The 19064-nt window shown below is 70.0% G+C and carries 18 protein-coding genes; all 18 read left to right on the top strand.

Going from position 1 to position 19064, the window contains the following annotated elements; genetic code table 11:
• Positions 1-93: 93 nt before the first annotated feature.
• The 18 genes from DSM112329_RS16125 (at position 94) to ftsH (ending at position 18814) form a co-directional block, all read left to right on the top strand.
• A complete protein-coding gene (locus DSM112329_RS16125) occupies positions 94-1761 on the top strand; it encodes a transposase (protein WP_354697576.1) in 1668 nt (555 codons plus the stop codon).
• A gap of 13 nt (positions 1762-1774) precedes the next feature.
• Positions 1775-2803, top strand: a complete 1029-nt coding sequence (locus tag DSM112329_RS16120; RefSeq protein WP_354697575.1) for a hypothetical protein — start codon at positions 1775-1777, stop codon at positions 2801-2803.
• Positions 2804-2872: 69 nt separating this feature from the next.
• A complete protein-coding gene (locus tag DSM112329_RS16115; RefSeq protein ID WP_354697574.1) occupies positions 2873-3535 on the top strand; it encodes an aminodeoxychorismate/anthranilate synthase component II in 663 nt (220 codons plus the stop codon).
• Positions 3536-3553: 18 nt separating this feature from the next.
• Positions 3554-4597: an anthranilate phosphoribosyltransferase gene (gene trpD, locus DSM112329_RS16110; RefSeq protein ID WP_354697573.1), complete on the top strand. Its 1044-nt coding sequence runs from the start codon at positions 3554-3556 to the stop codon at positions 4595-4597.
• A 3-nt stretch (positions 4598-4600) separates the two neighbouring features.
• Positions 4601-5413: an indole-3-glycerol phosphate synthase TrpC gene (gene trpC / locus DSM112329_RS16105; RefSeq protein WP_354697572.1), complete on the top strand. Its 813-nt coding sequence runs from the start codon at positions 4601-4603 to the stop codon at positions 5411-5413.
• Positions 5414-5502: 89 nt separating this feature from the next.
• Entirely contained in the window at positions 5503-6687 is a 1185-nt protein-coding gene (locus DSM112329_RS16100) for a trypsin-like peptidase domain-containing protein (protein WP_354697571.1), read from the top strand.
• Between the two features lie 47 nt (positions 6688-6734).
• Positions 6735-7409 (top strand): phosphoribosylanthranilate isomerase, encoded by a 675-nt coding sequence (locus DSM112329_RS16095; protein ID WP_354697570.1) that lies wholly within the window; start codon positions 6735-6737, stop codon positions 7407-7409.
• Positions 7406-8587, top strand: coding sequence for a tryptophan synthase subunit beta (trpB, locus tag DSM112329_RS16090; RefSeq protein WP_354697569.1), 1182 nt, complete (start codon positions 7406-7408; stop codon positions 8585-8587). The genes DSM112329_RS16095 and trpB overlap by 4 nt, the downstream gene beginning before the upstream one ends.
• The gene (gene trpA / locus DSM112329_RS16085; RefSeq protein WP_354697568.1) at positions 8584-9396 is read left to right on the top strand and encodes a tryptophan synthase subunit alpha; all 813 of its coding nucleotides are present in this window, start codon (positions 8584-8586) and stop codon (positions 9394-9396) included. Before trpB ends, trpA begins: the two co-directional genes overlap by 4 nt.
• A 22-nt stretch (positions 9397-9418) precedes the next feature.
• Positions 9419-9595, top strand: a complete 177-nt coding sequence (locus DSM112329_RS16080; RefSeq protein ID WP_354697567.1) for a hypothetical protein — start codon at positions 9419-9421, stop codon at positions 9593-9595.
• Positions 9596-9703: 108 nt separating this feature from the next.
• Complete coding sequence (locus DSM112329_RS16075; protein ID WP_354697566.1) at positions 9704-10939, top strand: branched-chain amino acid ABC transporter substrate-binding protein; 1236 nt, start codon at positions 9704-9706, stop codon at positions 10937-10939.
• Positions 10940-11183: 244 nt separating this feature from the next.
• Entirely contained in the window at positions 11184-12491 is a 1308-nt protein-coding gene (locus DSM112329_RS16070) for a branched-chain amino acid ABC transporter substrate-binding protein (protein WP_354697565.1), read from the top strand.
• A gap of 90 nt (positions 12492-12581) precedes the next feature.
• A complete protein-coding gene (locus DSM112329_RS16065; protein ID WP_354697564.1) occupies positions 12582-13661 on the top strand; it encodes a branched-chain amino acid ABC transporter permease in 1080 nt (359 codons plus the stop codon).
• Positions 13661-14878 (top strand): branched-chain amino acid ABC transporter permease, encoded by a 1218-nt coding sequence (locus DSM112329_RS16060; RefSeq protein WP_354697563.1) that lies wholly within the window; start codon positions 13661-13663, stop codon positions 14876-14878. Before DSM112329_RS16065 ends, DSM112329_RS16060 begins: the two co-directional genes overlap by 1 nt.
• A 95-nt stretch (positions 14879-14973) precedes the next feature.
• Positions 14974-15732, top strand: a complete 759-nt coding sequence (locus DSM112329_RS16055) for an ABC transporter ATP-binding protein (RefSeq protein ID WP_354702486.1) — start codon at positions 14974-14976, stop codon at positions 15730-15732.
• Positions 15733-15735: 3 nt separating this feature from the next.
• The gene (locus DSM112329_RS16050; RefSeq protein ID WP_354697562.1) at positions 15736-16446 is read left to right on the top strand and encodes an ABC transporter ATP-binding protein; all 711 of its coding nucleotides are present in this window, start codon (positions 15736-15738) and stop codon (positions 16444-16446) included.
• Positions 16443-16679, top strand: a complete 237-nt coding sequence (locus DSM112329_RS16045; protein ID WP_354697561.1) for a hypothetical protein — start codon at positions 16443-16445, stop codon at positions 16677-16679. Before DSM112329_RS16050 ends, DSM112329_RS16045 begins: the two co-directional genes overlap by 4 nt.
• Before the next feature lie 224 nt (positions 16680-16903).
• Positions 16904-18814, top strand: coding sequence for an ATP-dependent zinc metalloprotease FtsH (gene ftsH / locus DSM112329_RS16040; RefSeq protein WP_354702485.1), 1911 nt, complete (start codon positions 16904-16906; stop codon positions 18812-18814).
• The last annotated feature ends 250 nt before the right edge of the window (positions 18815-19064 follow it).

The following is a 19064-nucleotide window of genomic DNA, read 5'->3' as shown; positions in this document are numbered from 1 at the left end:
CGTGGAAATCAGCGTCGCGGCCTTGACTTCGCGCAGATCCATGATTGAACTCAGTCATGGATCTGCGAGCGAACGAGGGTGCGTAGGGACTGGGTGCCCGCCAGGCTGACCGGCGCGATCGACAACTCACTGTCCCGATGGCAGGACCTGCTCGACGTCATCGAGGCGCATCCACTGCTGTGGGACGGCCTCTCGTCGGCGGATCTCCTCGTCAAGAAGGAGGGCCGTCCGCGCATGGGCGGCGAGTGGCCGCTCGCCTTCCTGTTGTACGCGAACAGCGGAGAGCGCGAGCTACGCCGTTGGCACCGGTCGACGGCCGACGAGCTGTGGCAGCGGATCGGGTTCGCCGCGATGCCGGGCTACGACGCGACGTACAAGAACTTCCGCGAGCTGGAAGCACACGAGGCCGCGTTCCGACTGGTCGCGTCGAGGCTCATCCAGCTCGCCGTCGAGAAGTCCGGTGGCAAGGTCGGACACGCCGTCCACGTCGACGGCACCGAGGCCGAGACCAACTCACGGCTCATCCACGATTGCACGGATGGGGACGCCTGCTCAAAGCAGGCGAAGGTCCCGCGCCGTCTCGGTAGCGCCGACGCACGCGACGAGCGCCACCGTCTCGCCGAGCAGCTGCCTACCGATGACGTACTGATGGGCGCAGCGGACGGGGTTGAAGAAGGCGACCGGGGGCTTCGCGTCAAGGTCGGAGGCTGCTGGTACCTGCTCTCCGACGACGAGGCGGGCATCCGCGCCTACGTGCGAGCCGACGGCAAGGTCCGCAAGTTCTGGGCGGGCTACTACTGCTTGAAGGCCACTGATCACTACACGGGCGGCGTCATCGGCGCGCACTTCACCGATGCATCCACGCAGGAGCACCTCGGCTACCCCGCGCTGTACGAGCAGGTCAAGGAGAACATCGGCCAGGCTCCGAAGGCCGTCGTCGCCGATCGTGGCTTCTCGATCTCGTCGGTGTTCGAGCTGCACACCCGCGACGGGGTGGCGAGCGTCATGCCCTGGCGCAAGCACCACTACGAGCTGAACCGTGACGACCACGAGCGCTTCGACCGCCACGGCATCCCACGCTGCAAGCACTGCAACGGCGAGACGGTGTACCAGCGCTTCCAGCACGACGCCGGGCCGTCGAGTCGTCCCCGTCTGTGGTTCCTCTGTGCTCGCCCCGTCGAGGAAGGCTGCGAGCGGTCGCAGAGCATCATGTGCTCGGAAAACTGGCGGCTGCTGCTGCCCCTGTGGCGCACCAGCCCGGCCTACCAGGTGCTCCGTGAGAAGCATCAGTCCTACGAGGCGTCACATCACCGCTGGCGCGAGCGGTACGCCGTCGCCGGGGACTGCAAGGCCGACCGCATCAAGCGCCGTGGGCTGGGGGTGCAGCAGCTCCGGGCTTCGGCCGCGCTCGTCATCGAGTGGCTCACGATCTGCCACCGGGAGGGCTGGCTCGGCGGGCCGCGCATCAACACTCGCTCGGAGACGGTCGTGCGCCGAGGCGAGGCCCGTGCTTACTGCGATCGGCTCGTCGCCGTCCGTCAGGCGCTTGGCCTCAGCTCCGTCGATAGCGCCGATCTCGCCGAGCACCAGGCCGAGGTGCTCGGCGCCTACGGCTCGTCGGCCTCCGGACTCGGGCCAGGAAGCGCGCACGGGCCGGGGATCTCCGCGCTGTTGGAACCGGGGGCTGCGGTCCCGGACGCGCCAACGGCGGCAGCTGACCCAAGTCCGACAGAGGGGAGCGACGACCCGCCCGGTCCGTAGCATCCGCGACCCCGTGGGTCGCTTCAAGAGTCAGCACGACCCTCTCGTCCTCCTCGCCATCGCCGAGGAGGTCTTTCGCGCGGCCGACCCGGCGCACCCTGAGCGCGTGAGCCAGCGTGCGTACGACGCGGCCCGTCCGCTCGTCGGCCACGAGGAGTCACCGCGAGCCGACAAGCTCGCAGCCCGTTTCAACGTGAGCTGGCCGGTGTTCCGCGACCGCGTGCTTCATCACGATCACCCCGCCTATGCACTGTCGATCGCAGGCAAGCAGCAAGTTCGACGGGTGCTCACCCACGCAGAAGCGGTGGCCGCGATCCGACGCGTCGCTACGTACCGCAGCGCCACGACGCTCTCCGTGCCGCAGTACGAAGAGGGGCGCATCGACATTGACCGTCGAGCCTCCGGCCGACACAAGCACGGCGCGCACCTCGTCCCGCTGCCACAGGCGCACGTCATCACGCAGCGCTTCAAGTGGCCCGAGGTCACCCTCGCGGCCGGGCTGGAACCCGCGACCGGAGCCGAGCCCGTGTTCCCGCGCGCTGACGCGGTCGTAGCGTTCGTCGAGCACTACGGGTTTCGGCCACGTCAGGCCGACGTCGACTGGTTCGGCAAGCACCACCGCATCCAGCTCGTCATGCGAGTGCGTAGCCCGCACTCGGAGGCCGTCGCCGAAGCCGAGCGACTGTTCGTCGAGGCTCGCCGCTGGTTCCCGCCGGTGAGTCGCACCGGCGACCGGCCGGAGGACTGGCAGACCCTCGCCGACGGTGCCCCCGAGCTGGCAGCGCTCGCCCGCGCCTACCCGCGCAAGCGAACCCGCGCTGAGCCGTGGACGATCGAGGAGCTTCGGGTGGTGATCGCCCGAGCGTTCGATGCACTCGGGCCGGGGGAGCGTCTGACGGTCGAGCGCTACAAGCTGCTCGCCCGTGCCGATGGGTTCCCCAGCGCAAAGACCATCATCGACCGCGCGAAGAAGAGTGAGACGAGCTTCCCCGAAATGGTCCGCGCCGAGGCTGCGATCCGGGCTCGTCGACGGGCGCGGTAGTCGGCCCACACTGGGGCCGAGACCCGAACCCGCTGGAAAGCCGACTCATTCACCTACAACCTCGGGCGCGTGACCGACGACCTCGGGCACGGCATCGGCGGCCGGATGCGCGAGAATGGCTCTGTGACCGAGTCCCAGCGAGCGCCAGCCGAGTTCGGCAAACGGTTGATCAAATGCCTCGTCGTCGACAACTACGACTCGTTCACCTACAACCTGGTCCAGTTCCTGGGTGAGCTCGGCGCGGAGCTCAGCGTCGTCCGCAACGACCAGGCGACGGTCGACGCGCTGCTCGACACCGCCCCCGACCGGGTCGTCGTCTCCCCGGGGCCGTGCACCCCGGACGATGCCGGCGTCTCGCTGGAGGCGATGCGGCGCTTTCCCGAGGCGGGGATCCCGACGCTCGGCGTCTGCCTGGGCCACCAGTCGCTGGCGCAGGCCTTCGGTGGGAAGGTCGTGCGGCACGTCCCGGTCCACGGCAAGACGTCCCCGATCACCCACGACGGGCGCGGGGTGTACTTGGGCCTGCCGCAAGATCTCACGGTCGGTCGCTACCACTCGCTCGTCGTCGCCGAGGACGAGCTGCCGGACTGCTTCGAGGTCGCGGCCCGCGGCGGCGACGTGATCATGGGCATCCGCCACCGCGAGCTGCCCGTCGAAGGCGTGCAGTTCCACCCCGAGTCGGTCCTGACCGAGCACGGCATGGCCATGCTGGCCGCCTTCCTCGCGGCCTAGGAATACCCTCCCCGTCCAATGGAGACCGACGTGCTGACCGCCGCGATCGACGACCTCGCGTCGGGGCGGGACCTCCCGCGGGGGGAGATGGCGGCCGTCCTGGCCCAGATCATGAGCGGCGAGGCCTCCGAGGTGCAGATCGCCGCGATCATGATCGCGCTGCGGACGAAGGGCGAGACGGAGGAGGAGATCGCCGGACTCGCCGCCACCATGCGCGCGTTCGCCACACCCGTCAACACCGGCCGGCACGACCTGGTGGACACCGCCGGGACCGGCGGGGGACGGCGGACGTTCAACGTCTCCACCACCGCCGCCCTGATCGCTGCCGGTGCCGGCTGCGCCGTCGCCAAGCACGGCAACCGCTCGGCCACCGGCATCTCCGGCAGCGCCGACGTGCTCGAGGCGCTCGGCGCCCGCATCGACCTCACTCCGGAGCAGGTCGCCCGCTGCATCGACGAGTGCGGCTTCGGCTTCATGTTCGCGCCGGCACACCACGCCGCGACCCGCTGGGTGGTCCCGGTCCGCAAGGGCCTCGCGGTCCGCACGATCTTCAACGTCCTCGGCCCGCTGACCAACCCCGCGGGCGCGCGACGCCAGCTGATCGGCGTCTCCGACCCCGGCCTGGTGGAGCGGATCGCGGGCGCGGTGGCGAAGCTGGGCTGCGATCGGGCGCTGGTAGTGTCCAGCAGCGACGGCCTGGATGAGCTCAGCACCTCCGGCGTCACCCACGTCGTGGAAGTCAACGGACCGCAGATCGAGCGTTACGACGTGTCCCCCGCGGATGTCGGTCTCGACGTGGCCGCCTACGAGTCCGTGATCGGCGGTGGGCCCTCCGAGAACGCGTCGATCGCCCGCGCCATCGTGGCCGGCGAGCACGGTGCGCCGCGCGACATCGTGGTCCTGAACGCAGGGGCGGCGATCTACGCCGCCGGCCGCGCGGACAACCTGGGCGACGGCGTGCGCGCCGCCGAGCAGGCGATCGACTCCGGCGCCGCCGCGGCGACGCTCAAGCGGTACACGACGCTCAGCGCCGACCTCGCCGGCGGAACGGACCCGGCGTAACCGATGTCAGTCCTGGACAAGATCGTCGAGACCACCCGCAAGGACGTCAAGCGGCGGAAGAAGGACATCTCGATCAAGCAGCTCGAGCAGCGCCTGGAGGAGCGCGAGCTGCACGACGACCGCCCCTTCAGCGAGGCGCTCACCCGTCCCGGCATCTCCGTGATCGCCGAGCACAAGCGCCGCTCGCCGTCCGCCGGGGAGATCCGCGCCGGCGCGTCGGTCGCGGAGATCGTCTCCGCCTACGAGCGTGGCGGCGCGGCGGCGCTGTCGATCCTCACCGAGGGCCCGCACTTCGAGGGCTCGCTCGACGACCTCGCCGCCGCCCAGCAGGCGTGCCGCCTGCCGATCCTGCGCAAGGACTTCATCGTCACGCGCTACCAGGTGGTCGAATCGGCCGTGGCCGGTGCGGACGCCATCCTGCTGATCGTCGCCGCACTCGACGAGGACCAGCTGGAGGCGCTGTACACCGAGGCCTACCGGCTGGATCTCGCGGTGCTCGTCGAGGTGCACGACGAGGACGAGCTGAAGACCGCGCTCGAGGTCGTGGACGCCGACATCATCGGGATCAACAACCGCAACCTCATTGACTTCACGGTCGACGTCGAGCGCACCTACGAGCTGCTCGCCGACATCCCGACCGGCAAGACCGTCGTGTCCGAGTCCGGCCTGTACCACCGCGAGCAGCTCGAGGACCTCGAGCGCGTCGGCATCGACGCCGTGCTCGTCGGGGAGTCGCTGATGCGCGCCCCCCAGCCCGAGGACGCGCTCGCGGAGCTGCTCGGCCGCCACGGCGGCGACCTCTCCGAGCTGGTCTGACGCGCCGCCGCCTCGGCCATCCGTCCGCTTTAGCTGAGGTTCAGCCCGGGTTTGGGGTCCGTTGAGCGCACCGCGCTTGCATGGGCAGGATGAAGAAGCTCGTACCCGTCGTGGGCGCGGCGGTCCTCGGCGGCGTGGTCGCCGCCACCGGCGTCGCCCTGCTGGACCTCGGCGCGACCAGCACGACCCGGACGGTCGTCCAGCAGGCTCCGCTCTCCGCCGACACCGGCAGCAGCCGTCTGCCGGCCGGCGGCGCGATGACCGCCCGCGACCTGTACAAGCGCGACTCGCCGGGCGTGGTCTTCGTCCGCGCCGACGTCGTGCAGCAAGGCGAGCCGTCCCCGTTCGACTTCGGCTCGCCGCAGGCCCAGCGCGGGCTGTCGACCGGGTCCGGGTTCGTCATCGACGCCCGCGGCGACATCCTCACGAACGCCCACGTGGTCGACGGCGCCGTGAAGGTGACCGTGCAGCTGGCGGACAAGCAGGTGGTCGACGCGCGGGTCATCGGGAAGGACGTCGACTCGGACATCGCGCTGCTGCGGGTCGACCCGGACGGCCTGAACCTGATGCCGCTGCAGCTCGGCTCCGCCAAGGACGTGCAGGTCGGCGATCCCGTCATCGCGATCGGGAACCCGTTCGGCCTGGACCGCACCCTCACCACCGGGGTCGTGAGCGCCCTCCAGCGCCGGATCTCGGCACCGAACAAGGTCGGGATCGACAACGTCATCCAGACGGACGCGGCCATCAACCCGGGCAACTCGGGGGGCCCGCTGATCGACGCCACGGGCCGCGTCATCGGGATCAACTCGCAGATCGAGACCGGCGGCAGCGGCAACGGCAGCGTGGGCATCGGCTTCGCCGTCCCCATCGACACCGCGAAGGAGATCCTCCCGCAGCTGAAGACCGGGGCGAAGGTCCAGCGCGCCTACCTCGGCGTCTCGTCGCTGACGGTCGACGGATCGCTCGCCGCGCTGCGCCTGCCGACCAGGGCCGGCGTCCTCGTGCAGACCGTCCAGGCCGGCAGCCCGGCGGCCAAGGCCGGCATCCACGCCGGGACGCAGAGCGCGCAGCTGGGCGGGATCGACCTGGTCCTCGGCGGGGACATCCTGCAGTCGGTCGACGGCAAGGCGATCACCAGCTCCGAGGACCTGACTGACAGCATCACCGGGCACAAGCCGGGCGACACGGTCCGCATCGGGCTGCTGCGTGGCCGCGAGAAGCTGAACGTGACCGTCGAGCTCGCCACCCGCCCGGACGCCGCCGACATCGGCTGACCGCGCCCGGTCGGCCGCCCCCGGGCCGCGGGTCGTACGATGGCCGGGTGGGCACCCGAATCAAGATCTGTGGCCTGACGAGCGTCGAGGACGCGACCCTCGCGGTTCAAGCCGGCGCCTGGGCCCTCGGAATGGTGCTCTGGGAGCCGTCGTCCCGTGCCTGCACGCTCGAGGCGGCCCAGGAGATCGCTGCGACGCACCGCCGCAGCGCCGAGATCGTCGGCGTCTTCGTCAACGCGACGCTCGACGAGGTCGTCCGGACGGTCGACGTCGCCCAGCTCAGCATGGTGCAGCTGCACGGCGACGAAGGCCCGAGCTTCTGCACCGAGGTCGGCCGCCGGACGGGCGTGAAGGTCATCAAGGCCGCCCGCGTCGGCGCCCGCTGGGACATCCAGGACATGGAGCGCTACCGCGTGGACCTGCACCTGCTCGACACCCGCGTGGAGGGCAAGGTCGGCGGGACGGGGGAGACGTTCGACTGGTCGCTGACCAAGGAGCGCATGACCCGGATCCCGCTGATCCTGTCCGGCGGATTGGACGCCGGGAACGTCGCCGAAGCGATCGACGTGGTGCGGCCGTTCGCCGTCGACGTGGCCAGCGGGACGGAGGCGTCCCCGGGCGTGAAGGACCCCGAGAAGATCACGGCGTTCGTCGAGGCCGCGAAGGCCGCCGACGACCAGCTTGCCGCGGCAGCCGCCGCCGAAGAGGAGATCGCATCATGAGCACCGTCGAGCACCGCTTCGGCCCGTACGGGGGCCAGTACGTCCCCGAGACCCTGATGCCGGCCCTGGCCGAGCTGGAGGCCGCGTGGGGGGTCGCCCGGGCGGACAAGGGCTACCAGGACGAGCTGCTCGAGCTGCTGCGCGACTTCGCCGGCCGCCCGTCCCGGCTCTACCGGTCCCGCCGGCTGTCGGAGCACGCGGGCCGGCCGATCTACCTCAAGCGCGAAGATCTCAACCACACGGGGTCGCACAAGCTCAACAACGCGATCGGGCAGGCGCTGCTCGCCGTGCGGATGGGCAAGAAGCGGATCATCGCCGAGACCGGTGCCGGCCAGCACGGCGTCGCCAGCGCCACCGCGTGCGCGCTGCTCGGTCTGGAGTGCATCGTCTACATGGGCGTCGAGGACACCCGGCGCCAGAAGCCGAACGTCGAGCGCATGCAGCTGCTCGGCGCGACCGTCCGTCCCGTCGAGGCCGGCACCGGCACGCTGAAGGACGCCACCAGCGAGGCGATCCGGGACTGGGTCACGAACGTCCAGGACACCCACTACATCATCGGCTCGGCGGTCGGGCCGTCGCCGTACCCGTCGATCGTCCGCGACCTGCAGCGCGTCATCGGGGACGAGGCCCGCGCCGAGCTCCTGCAGCGCGAGGGCCGGCTGCCCGACCGCGTGATCGCCTGCGTCGGCGGTGGCTCCAACGCGATCGGCATCTTCACGGCGTTCGTCGGGGACGACGGCGTGGAGCTGATCGGCGTCGAGGCCGCGGGGGAGGGGATCGAGACCGGCCGCCACGGCGCGCCGCTGACGGTCGGCGGCCGCGCCGGCGTGCTGCACGGCTCGATGTCCGCGGTCATGCAGGACGACGAGGGCCAGATCACCGAGGCGCACTCGATCTCCGCGGGCCTGGACTATCCAGGGTCGGGGCCCGAGCACGCGTACCTGCGCGACACCGGCCGCGCGCAGTACGTCGCCGTGACCGACGAGGATGCCCTGCGCGCGTTCGCGACCGTCACGCGCCTGGAGGGCATCATCCCGGCGCTCGAGACCGCTCACGCCTTCCACTACGCGCTGGAGGAGCCCTCGGAGTCGACGATGGACCTCGTCTGCCTCTCCGGTCGCGGCGACAAGGACCTCGCGCAGGTCCTCGAGCGCCTCGGCGGGCTGGAGGAGCTGTGACCAGCACCGAGACGGTGTCCAACGCCGGTGCCGAGCGGATCGCCGCGGCGTTCACGGACAACGGCAAGCGTGCCGCGCTGATGCCGTACCTGATGGGCGGCTTCCCGACGATCGAGGGCTCGCTCGCCATCGGGCACGCCTACGCCGACGGCGGGGCCGACCTCGTCGAGCTCGGCATCCCGTTCTCGGACCCGCTCGCGGACGGGCCGGTCGTCGCTGCCGCGGGCGCCGCGGCGCTGCGCGCCGGGACGACGGTCGCCGGCGTGCTGACCGTCTGCGAAGGCCTCGCCCCGCGCTTTCCGGTGGTGCTCATGTGCTACGCCAACCAGGTGCTCGTGCACGGCGCCGAGGCCTTCGCGGCCCGGCTGCGCGACGCCGGCGCCAGCGGCCTGATCGTCCCGGATCTGCCGATGGAGGAGGCGCCGGCCGTGCTCGCCGCATGCGACGCCGCCGGCCTGGCGCTCGTCCCGCTCGTGGCGCCCACCACACCGGACGAGCGCCTGCGCGCGATCGGGTCCCGGGCGCGCGGCTTCCTCTACACCGTGTCGGTGACCGGGACGACCGGCGAGCGCCACGCGCCGCTCGGCGAGCAGGTGGCCGCCGTCGTCGGACGCGCCAAGACCTGCACCGACGTCCCCGTGGCCCTCGGCTTCGGCATCACCTCGCCCGAGCAGGCGTCCGAGGCCGCCGACGCCGGCGCCGACGGCGTCATCGTGGGCAGCCGGCTGGTCCGCGAGGCCGCCGAGGCGAAGGATCCGGCGAAGGCCGTCCGCACCGTCGTGGCCGCGCTGGCAGACGGCCTTCGCTGAACGCTCCTGTAATCTCCCCGCCATGGGAATCGTCCTCGCCACCACCGCCGGCCTCATCGTCTGGATCGTGCTCTGGTCGCTCGACGTGAAGGCGATCGACGGCTTCATGATCACCGTCGTCATCGTCCTGCTCGCCGGCACGGTGCGGATGGTCGCGCCGTTCCTGCCCGGCGCGGGCGGCGGCAAGCGCCCCAGCTGAGCGCTCTCCGGGCACCGCACCACCGGCTGGGGCACGGTGGGTCGCGATGCCGCTCGCTTCCTTAGACTCGCCCCCCTTGTGTTCCGTGGTTCTGTGAGGAGGGTCCTGTTGCGTCCGAGGGTTGTGGCGATCCGGCTGTGTCTGGCGGCTGCGCTGACCCTGGGCGTCGCCGGCTGCGGGGGCGACGACGACGATCCCGGGAAGAGCTTCGTCGGCACGACCCTCACGATCTACTCGAGCCTGCCCCTCCAGGGCCCGCACGCCGAGGAGTCGCAGTCGATCATCGCGGGGGAGAAGCTTGCGCTCGCGGAGGTCGGTGGGCGCGTCGGCGAGTTCACCGTCAAGTACGCGAGCCTCGACGACTCCACGGCGGACAGCAAGGGCTGGGACGCCCGGCAGTCGGCGCGCAACGCCCGCACCGCCGCGCAGGACCGGACCACGATCGCGTACCTGGGCGACTTCGACGCGGGCGCGACGGCGATCACGCTGCCGACCCTCAACGAGGCGGGGATCCTGCAGATCAGCCCGGCAACGACGCTCGTCGGCCTCACGCAGGCCGAGGGCGCCGACAAGGGCGAGCCGGACAAGTACTACCCCACCGGCAAGCGCACCTTCGGGCGGGTCATCCAGGCCGACAACGTCCAGGTCGGCGCGCAGATCCAGCTCCAGAAGCAGCAGGGCTGCAAGCGGACCTACGTCCTCCACGACAGCGCCGCCTACGGCAAGAGCCTGACCGACCTGCTGACGCTGCTCGGCCCCAAGGCCGGCCTCCTCGTGTCGGGCGACGAGGGAATCGACCCAGAGGCCGACGACTACGAGGCGCAGGTCCGGGAGCTCGCGGAGTCCGGGGCCGACTGCTTCTTCCTCGGCGGAATGGACGAGGCCGCGGCGACGCGCCTGTTCACCCAGATCCACACCGCCCTGCCGGCGGTCAAGCTGTTCGCGCCGAACGGCCTGGCCACCGAGACGTTCGCGGCCGGACTCCCGCAGGGCGTGGCGAAGGTCACCTTCCTGACGAACCCGCGGCTCGCCGCGCGGCGGTACGGCCTGGCCGGCCGCCGGTTCCTGCGGAGCTACCGCAAGGCCTACGGTCGGGACGCGGGCACGTACGGCATGTACGGCTACGAGGCGATGCGGCTCGCGCTGCACGCCGTCGCGGAGGCCGGCGAGGACGGCAACCAGAAGGAGGCGGTCATCGACGCCTTCTTCGCCGTGCGCAATCGCGTCTCGCCCCTGGGCGACTACTCCATCGGCGAGGACGGCGACACCTCGCTCGGCGGTTACGGGTCCTACCGCGTCGCCGGCGGCAAGCTCGTCTTCGAGCGCGTGATCGCGCCCACCTGAGCGTCGGTCGCGGCCGGCCGCGACGCGCCCTGCCGCACCGCAGCCGCCGAGCGTGATACGGCGCGCAGCACCCGTCCGGGTCTGTCGATTTGCCCTGCTCGTCACCGGATTCCGGATTTGGTGTGCCGATCCGTCCTTTTTCCGACCGGGAGTCGAACGGGTATGGACAAAAGTCTTTGACGGGGGCGCAGGGCTTCTGCTTATGATGGCCATAAGTAGCGATTCCAAAGAGGAGGAACAACACTTGCGGTCTCACCCGAAGGTGATGGTTGGGTGCCTGCTGGGCACCCTGGCGATCGGCATCTCGGCCTGCGGAAGCGACGACGACGACTCGTCGAGCACCCCGGCTGCGGGGTCCACGCCCGCTGGCACCACCAGCACGGCGACGTCCGCCGGCAGCGGCACAGCCAACGTCTACTCGAGCCTGCCCCTCCAGGGCGCCTCGAAGGACCAGACGAACGCGATGGTCGACGGCATCAAGCTGGCGCTCAAGGAAGCTGGCAACAAGGCCGGTGGCGTGACGGTCAAGTACACGTCGCTCGACGACTCCACCGCACAGGCGGGCAACTGGGACGAGCAGCAGGTCGGCGCCAACGCCCGCAAGGTCGCGCAGGACAAGAAGTCCGTCGCGCTGATCGGTGAGTTCAACTCGGGCGCGACCAAGGTCTCGCTCCCGATCCTCAACGAGGTCGGCATCGCGCAGATCTCGCCGGCCAACACCTACGTCGGCCTGACGACGGACGAGCCCGGCTCCGAGAAGGGCGAGCCGGCGATCTACTACCCGTCGCAGAAGCGCACCTACGCCCGCATCGTCCCCCGGGACACCGTGCAGGGTGGCGCGCTCGTCACGCAGATGAAGAACGACGGCTGCAAGTCCGTCGCGATGGCGAACGACAAGGACACGTACGGCGCGGGCCTGACCCGGGTCATCGGCATCAAGGCCAAGGAGCAGGGCCTCAGCATCCTGAGCGACACCGGCATCCAGCCGGACGCCGCGAACTTCCGTGGCTTCGCCTCGAAGATCAAGGGTGAGGGCGCGGACTGCTTCTTCTTCGGCGGCGTGACCGCCAACGGCGCGATTCAGCTGTACAAGGACGTCAACTCGGCGATCCCGACGGCGAAGCTGTACGGCGGCGACGGCGTCTGCGAGTCCGGCTTCACGAACCCGTCGAAGGACGGCATCCCGGCCAAGGTCGGCAAGCTGTTCTCCTGCACGGTCGCGACGCTCGACCTGCCCTCCTACCCGGGTGGCAAGGCGTTCATCGAGTCCTTCAACAAGGAGTACAACAACCCGAAGCCCGACCCGTACGCCATCTACGGCTACGAGGCGATGAAGCTCGTGCTCGACACGATCGAGGCGGCCGGCGAGGAGGGGACCACCCGCGAGGGCTTCCTCAAGGCGCTGTTCGAGACCAAGGACCGTGACTCGGTCCTCGGCAAGTACTCGATCGACGAGAACGGCGACACCACGCTGACCGACTACGGCCTGTACAAGGTCGGGGCGTCGGACGGCAACCCGACGTACGACTCGACCATCAAGGCGGCGGGCTAGTCCAGAGGCCCGGACGGACGACCGGCGGGCGGGGCGCGACGAGCGCCCCGCCCCCGGACGGCCGATCCCGCCGCTGAGCCCCCAGGCATCTTGGCTACCACCGAAGTCCCACCCACCGCAGTCGGGAAGCCCCGCACGCGGCGCACGAACGACGCGCTGCGCGAGACGCTCTCCAAGTACGGACTGCTCGCCACCCTCGTGGCGCTCCCGCTCTACTTCGCGATCCACGACCTCACCGGCGACCAGGGCGACCTGAGCCGGCTCGGCGAGAACCTCGTCCGCGGGCTCTCCAACGGCTCCATCTGGGCCCTGATCGCCGTCGGCTACACGCTCGTCTACGGCATCATCGAGCTCATCAACTTCGCGCACGGCGACGTCTTCATGATCGGCGCCTTCACCGCGTTCTCCCTCACCGGGACGATCGGCCTGACGCTGACGACCGGGCCGCTGGGCCTCGTCTTCGGCCTGTTCCTCACGCTGCTGATCACGATGGTCGTGACCGGCTCCATGAACGTGATGATCGAGCGGGTGGCGTACAGACCGCTCAGGAACGCGCCCAAGCTCGCCCCGCTCATCACGGCCGTCGGCTTCTCCTTCATCCTGCAGAACGTCGGCCTGCTGTGGCGCGGCGGCTCGCAGAAGAGCGTGCCGAACCTGATCGACTACGACAACGTGATCTTCCACGTCCTCGGGGTGCCGATCAGCAACGGCGACCTCCTGGCGATCGGCGTGACGGTCCCGCTCGTCGTCGTCCTGACGGCGTTCATCACGAAGAGCCGCCTCGGCAAGGCGATGCGCGCCACCGCGCAGGACCCGGACGCGGCGCGCCTGCAGGGCATCAACGTCGACCACACGATCTCGCTGACGTTCCTGATCGGCGGCATGATGGCCGGCGCGGCCGGCCTGATCTACGCGCTCTACCAGACGTCGGTCTCCTACAACATGGGCTTCCAGGCGGGCCTGATCGCGTTCACCGCGGCGGTCATGGGCGGCATCGGCAACCTCAAGGGCGCCGTCCTCGGCGGCCTCGTGATCGGCGTCATCCAGGAGCTCGCGGACAACCGCATCGGCGGCCAGTGGGTCTCCGCGGTCGTCTTCGGCTACCTCATCCTGATCATGGTCTTCCGGCCCCAAGGGCTCATCGGCGAGCAGACGAGGGAGGCAGGGTAATGGGCACTCCCGACCTGACCAAGGGGGCCACGGCCCCCGTTCCGGCCGCCGGCGGCTCCAAGAAGTTCGCGTTGCGAGGCAGCGGCGGCGGGCTGTCGAAGAACGCCAACCGCGGCGCCGTGGTGCTGGCGCTGCTGTTCGCCGTGCTGCTGCCGTTCCTGTTCGACCCCACCTCGGGCTTCATCAACGACTGCGTGCTCGCGCTCGCCTACGTCGTGATGGCGCTCGGCCTGAACGTCGTCGTCGGCTTCGCCGGCCTGCTCGACCTCGGCTACGTCGCGTTCTACGCGGTCGGCGCCTACTCGGTCGGCTGGTTCGCGTCGACGTTCTACTCCGACGCGAGCGTCCACGTGGGGGTGAACGACTTCCTGGACAAGTTGCCGGGCGTCCACCTGAACTTCTTCCTGGTGATCCTGCTGGCGATGATCCTGTGCGCGATCGCGGGCGTGTTCATCGGCCTGCCGACGCTGCGCCTGCGCGGGGACTACATCGCGATCGTCACGCTCGCGTTCGGCGAGATCATCTACCGCTTCGCCGTCAACGGCGACGAGATCACGCCGTTCGGCGACGCCTACCCGCTCACGAACGGCCAGCAGGGCATCGGCCCGCTGGACAAGCCGCAGCTGCCGTTCATGAGCGAGCCACTCACCCCGCTCGAGCTGAGACCGTGGTACTGGGTCGCACTCGGCATGGTCGCGATCGCGGTCCTCGCGGTGGTCATGGTCCGTGACTCGCGGCTCGGCCGTGCGTGGATCGCGCTGCGCGAGGACGAGGTCGCCGCCGCCTCGATGGGCGTCCCGCTCGTCAAGACGAAGCTGCTGGCCTACGCGATGGGCGCCGCGCTCGGCGGCATGGCCGGCGCGTTCCTGGGCTTCTTCGCCACCACCGTCAACGCGAACTCGTTCAAGTTCTCGTTCTCGATCTTCGTCCTCTCGATGGTGATCCTGGGCGGCCTGGGGTCGATCTGGGGGGTGGTGCTCGGCGCGGTCGCGCTGAGCTTCATCAACTACTGGCTGATCCCCGACGTCCTGAACACGGTGCCGGGCAAGATCGGCCTGGACTTCCAGCTCGACCAGTTGTCGTTCGGCATCTTCGGGTTCCTGCTGGTCATCGGCATGGTCCTCAAGCCCGAAGGCCTGCTGCCGGAGCGACGACGGAAGATCGAGCTCACCGAAGGCGTCGGCACCGACCAGTCGCTCGAAGGGAGCCGCGCATGAGCGACGAGCCGAACCTCAAGAAGGACGCGGACCCGGCCGCCGAGCCCGCATCGGCGACCGGCACCATCACGCCGCCGCCGGAGGGCAAGAAGCTGATGGTCGTCGACGGCGCGTCGAAGATCTTCGGCGGGCTGGTAGCGGTCAACGACGTGTCGTTCTCCATCCCGGAGAAGTCGATCGTGTCGATCATCGGGCCCAACGGCGCGGGGAAGACCACGTTCTTCAACCTGCTGACCGGCCTGTACCGGCCCACGTACGGCACGATCACGTTCGGCGGCAAGGACATCACCGGCACCCGCCCGGACAAGATCACCTCGCTCGGGATGGCCCGGACGTTCCAGAACATCCGCCTGTTCGGCACGATGAGCGCGCTCGAGAACGTCATGGTCGGGCAGCACGCCCGCATGAAGTCCGGGCTCGTCGGATCGATCCTCCGCCCGCCGTGGCAGCGCAAGGAGGAGACCCGCGTCCGCGAGAAGGCGCGCGAGATGCTCGACTACGTCGGGCTGCGGCCGCAGATCGTGGAGGAGATGGCGATCAACCTGTCCTACGGCGATCAGCGCCGGGTCGAGATCGCGCGGGCACTCGCCTCCGAGCCGCAGCTGCTGCTGCTCGACGAGCCGACCGCCGGCATGAACCCGTCGGAGTCGGAGAACCTCACGCAGTTCATGCGCAAGCTCCGCGACGACCTGGGCATCTCCATCCTCCTCATCGAGCACGACATGAAGGTCGTCATGGGCGTCTCGGAGTACGTGACCGTCCTGGACCACGGCGAGAAGATCGCCGAGGGCCTGCCCAAGGCCGTCCGCGCGGACCCCGCCGTCGTCGAGGCATACCTCGGAAAGCAGGGCTGACCCGTGGCCTACCTCGAAGTCGACGACATCCACACCTACTACGGCAACATCGAAGCGCTCAAGGGCGTCTCGCTGACGGTCGAGGAGGGCGAGATCGTCACGCTGATCGGCTCCAACGGCGCCGGCAAGTCGACGACCCTGCGATCCATCTCGGGCCTGACGCCGATCCGGTCCGGGGCGATCCGCTTCCAGGGCAAGGACATCTCGGCCGTCGCGCCGCAGCAGATCGTCGCCCGCGGCATCTCGCAGTCGCCGGAGGGACGCAAGTGCTTCCAGCGGATGACGGTCCGCGAGAACCTGGACCTCGGTGCGTACCTGCGCAACGACAAGCCCGGGATCGCAGCCGACATGGACCGCATCTTCGACCTCTTCCCGCGCCTGAAGGAGCGGGAGAAGCAGAAGGCGGGAACGATGTCCGGCGGTGAGCAGCAGATGCTCGCCATCGGCCGTGCGCTGATGTCCAAGCCGCAGCTGCTGCTGCTGGACGAGCCGTCGATGGGCATCGCCCCGATCCTCGTGGACCGCATCTACGAGACGGTGGTCGAGATCAACAAGCAGGGGATGACCATCCTGCTGGTCGAGCAGAACGCCAACTACGCGCTCGGCGTCTCGAACCGCGGCTACGTGCTGGAGACCGGCACCATCGCGCTCACCGACAAGTCGGAGAACCTGCGCACGAACCCCGACGTCCAGAAGGCATACCTCGGAACATGACCGTCCTCGCACTCATCGGGGTCAAGGCCCTGTACCTGCTGTTCGTGTGGCTGGCCGCGGCCATCGCCGGGGCGTGGCTCTCGGACCGCAAGGGCTACGGCGAGAAGCCCGGCCTGGCGAGCGGGTTGCTGCTCACCTTCATCGGGCCGCTCATCTGGCTGCTGATCCCGGCGAAGGCGGACTCGCGGTGGAAGACGCAGGGCCCGCTGCCCAAGCGCTCGTCTGCTGTCTGACGGCCCGCGCCTAGGCGCCAGGCGGCACCCACCTCCGGGCGACCCTCTACCCTGAGGCGATGAGCGAGGACCAGCCGCGACAGTCGGCGGACGATTCGAGTCAGGGTCCCAGGCCCAAGCCGAAGCCGTCGGACCAGTCGCGGACGCCGTGGCGGGTGGAGCCCGCTCCTGACGGCCGGGGGACGCCGGACAAGGACGGCAAGAAGAAGCGCTCGCCCGCCGGGATGAGCTGGCAGCGGTTCGGCCTGCTGCTGCTCGCACTGTTCGCCCTGAACTTCTTCCTCACGACGCTGCTCCCCGGTGGCGAGCGTCCGGCACGGATCTCCTACGCCCCGTACTTCCTGAACCAGGTGAAGGCCGGCAACGTCAAGGAGATCTCCTCGCGCGGCGAGACGGTCTCGGGCAAGTTCAAGGTCGCGGTCGACCCGCCCGGCAAGCGCGGCGAGACGACGAAGTTCATCACCGAGATCCCGACGTTCGCCAGCAACGGCAGCACGCTGTCCAGGCTGCTCGAGAAGTATTCGGTGGAGGTCAACGCCGAGTCCCCGACGCGCGGCCGCAGCCTGATGTCGACGCTGCTGATCTCGCTGCTGCCGACGCTGCTGCTGATCGGCGCCTTCGTCTGGCTCGCCCGTCGCGCCGCGGCAAGTGCAGGTGGCGGGCTCGGCGCCCAGTTCGGCCGCAGCAAGGCCAAGCGGGTCGAGGTCGGGTCCACGCGGACGACGTTCGACGACGTCGCCGGGATCGAGGAGGCCAAGGAGGAGCTGGTCGAGGTCGTCGACTTCCTCCGCAACCCGGACAAATACAAGAAGCTCGGCGCGAAGATCCCGCGCGGGGTCCTGCTGTCCGGCCAGCCCGGCACGGGCAAGACGCTGCTCGCCCGCGCCATGGCCGGCGAGGCCGAGGTGCCGTTCTTCAGCGCGTCCGCCAGCGAGTTCATCGAGATGATCGTCGGCGTCGGCGCCTCGCGCGTGCGTGACCTGTTCGACGAGGCGAAGAAGGCGGCCCCCGCGATCATCTTCATCGACGAGCTCGACGCCATCGGCCGTGCCCGCGGCGGCGGCGGCATCGGCGGTCACGACGAGCGCGAGCAGACCCTCAACCAGGTCCTCACCGAGATGGACGGCTTCGACCCGTCGCTCGGCGTCATCGTCCTGGCGGCCACGAACCGCCCGGAGATCCTCGACAGCGCGCTCCTGCGTCCCGGCCGCTTCGACCGCCGTGTCGTCGTCTCCTCGCCGGACAAGGTCGGCCGCGCCCAGATCCTCGCCGTGCACACGCGCTCGGTGCCGATCGACACCGACGTCGACCTCGACGCGATCGCGTCCTCGACGCCCGGCATGGTCGGCGCGGACCTGGCGAACCTGGTGAACGAGGCCGCCCTGCTCGCGGCCAAGCGGGGCCACGAGCGTGTGCGCCTGGCGGACTTCACCGACGGCCTGGAAAAGGTCATCCTCGGCGCCGAGCGCAAGGTCGTCATGAGCGCCGCCGAGCGCGAGCGCACCGCCTACCACGAGGCCGGGCACGCCCTCGTCGGCATGCTCACCGAGGGCGCCGACCCGGTCCGGAAGATCTCGATCATCCCGCGCGGCATGGCGCTCGGCGTCACGCTCTCGGCCCCCGAGGCGGACCGCTTCAACTACGACGAGGCCTACCTGCGCGGCAAGATCCTCGTCGCGCTCGGCGGGCGCGTGGCGGAGGAGGTCATCTACGGCACGATCACCTCGGGCGCCGAGTCGGACATCCAGCAGCTGACGCGGATCGCGCGCGGCATGGTCGTGCGCTGGGGCATGAGCGAGGCGATCGGACCGATCGCCGTCGAGCCGTCGCAGGGCAACGGCATGTTGCTGCCCGGTTCCGAGCAGGTCTCGCAGGCGACGCAGGAGCTGATCGACCAGGAGGTCCGCCGCATCGTCGACGAGGCCCATCACGAGGTCGTCGAGCTGCTCACCGCGCACCGCGACCAGCTCGAGGGCCTGACCGCGGCGCTGCTGAAGGAGGAGACGCTCGACGAGGTCGAGGCCTACCTGGCGGCGGGGGTCCCGCGCGCCAGCCGGGCCGAGCGCGAAGCCGAGCAGGCGCCGCCGACCGGCGTCAGCCCGACGGCGCCGCTGCCGGAGCCGTCGGAGGTCTAGGGCAGCGGGCTTGGGGTCCGTGGCGGCCCCGGCTGCGACGGGCACCCGCGTTCTTTCGGTGCGAAGTGGGGATGTGGTGCCGGGGGTGGCGGGCGGTCTGGTCATGGCCTGCCCCGCAGGGTCGAACATCCGTCGTGCCCTGCCAGTGGGGGCAGGACCGACGCTCGGCGGCTGGCCGGTGGCCCCGCCACACCCGCTGTCAGGTTCTACCCACGATGAGGTGCACAACCTGACAGCGGCCGGCCACCAG

Origin of the sequence: Paraconexibacter sp. AEG42_29 (assembly GCF_040581415.1) — a bacterium.
In the GTDB taxonomy this organism is placed as follows: Bacteria; Actinomycetota; Thermoleophilia; order Solirubrobacterales; family Solirubrobacteraceae; genus Paraconexibacter.
The sequence above is the reverse complement of the archived record's forward strand: the minus strand, read 5'-3'. Positions and strand labels throughout refer to the sequence as shown.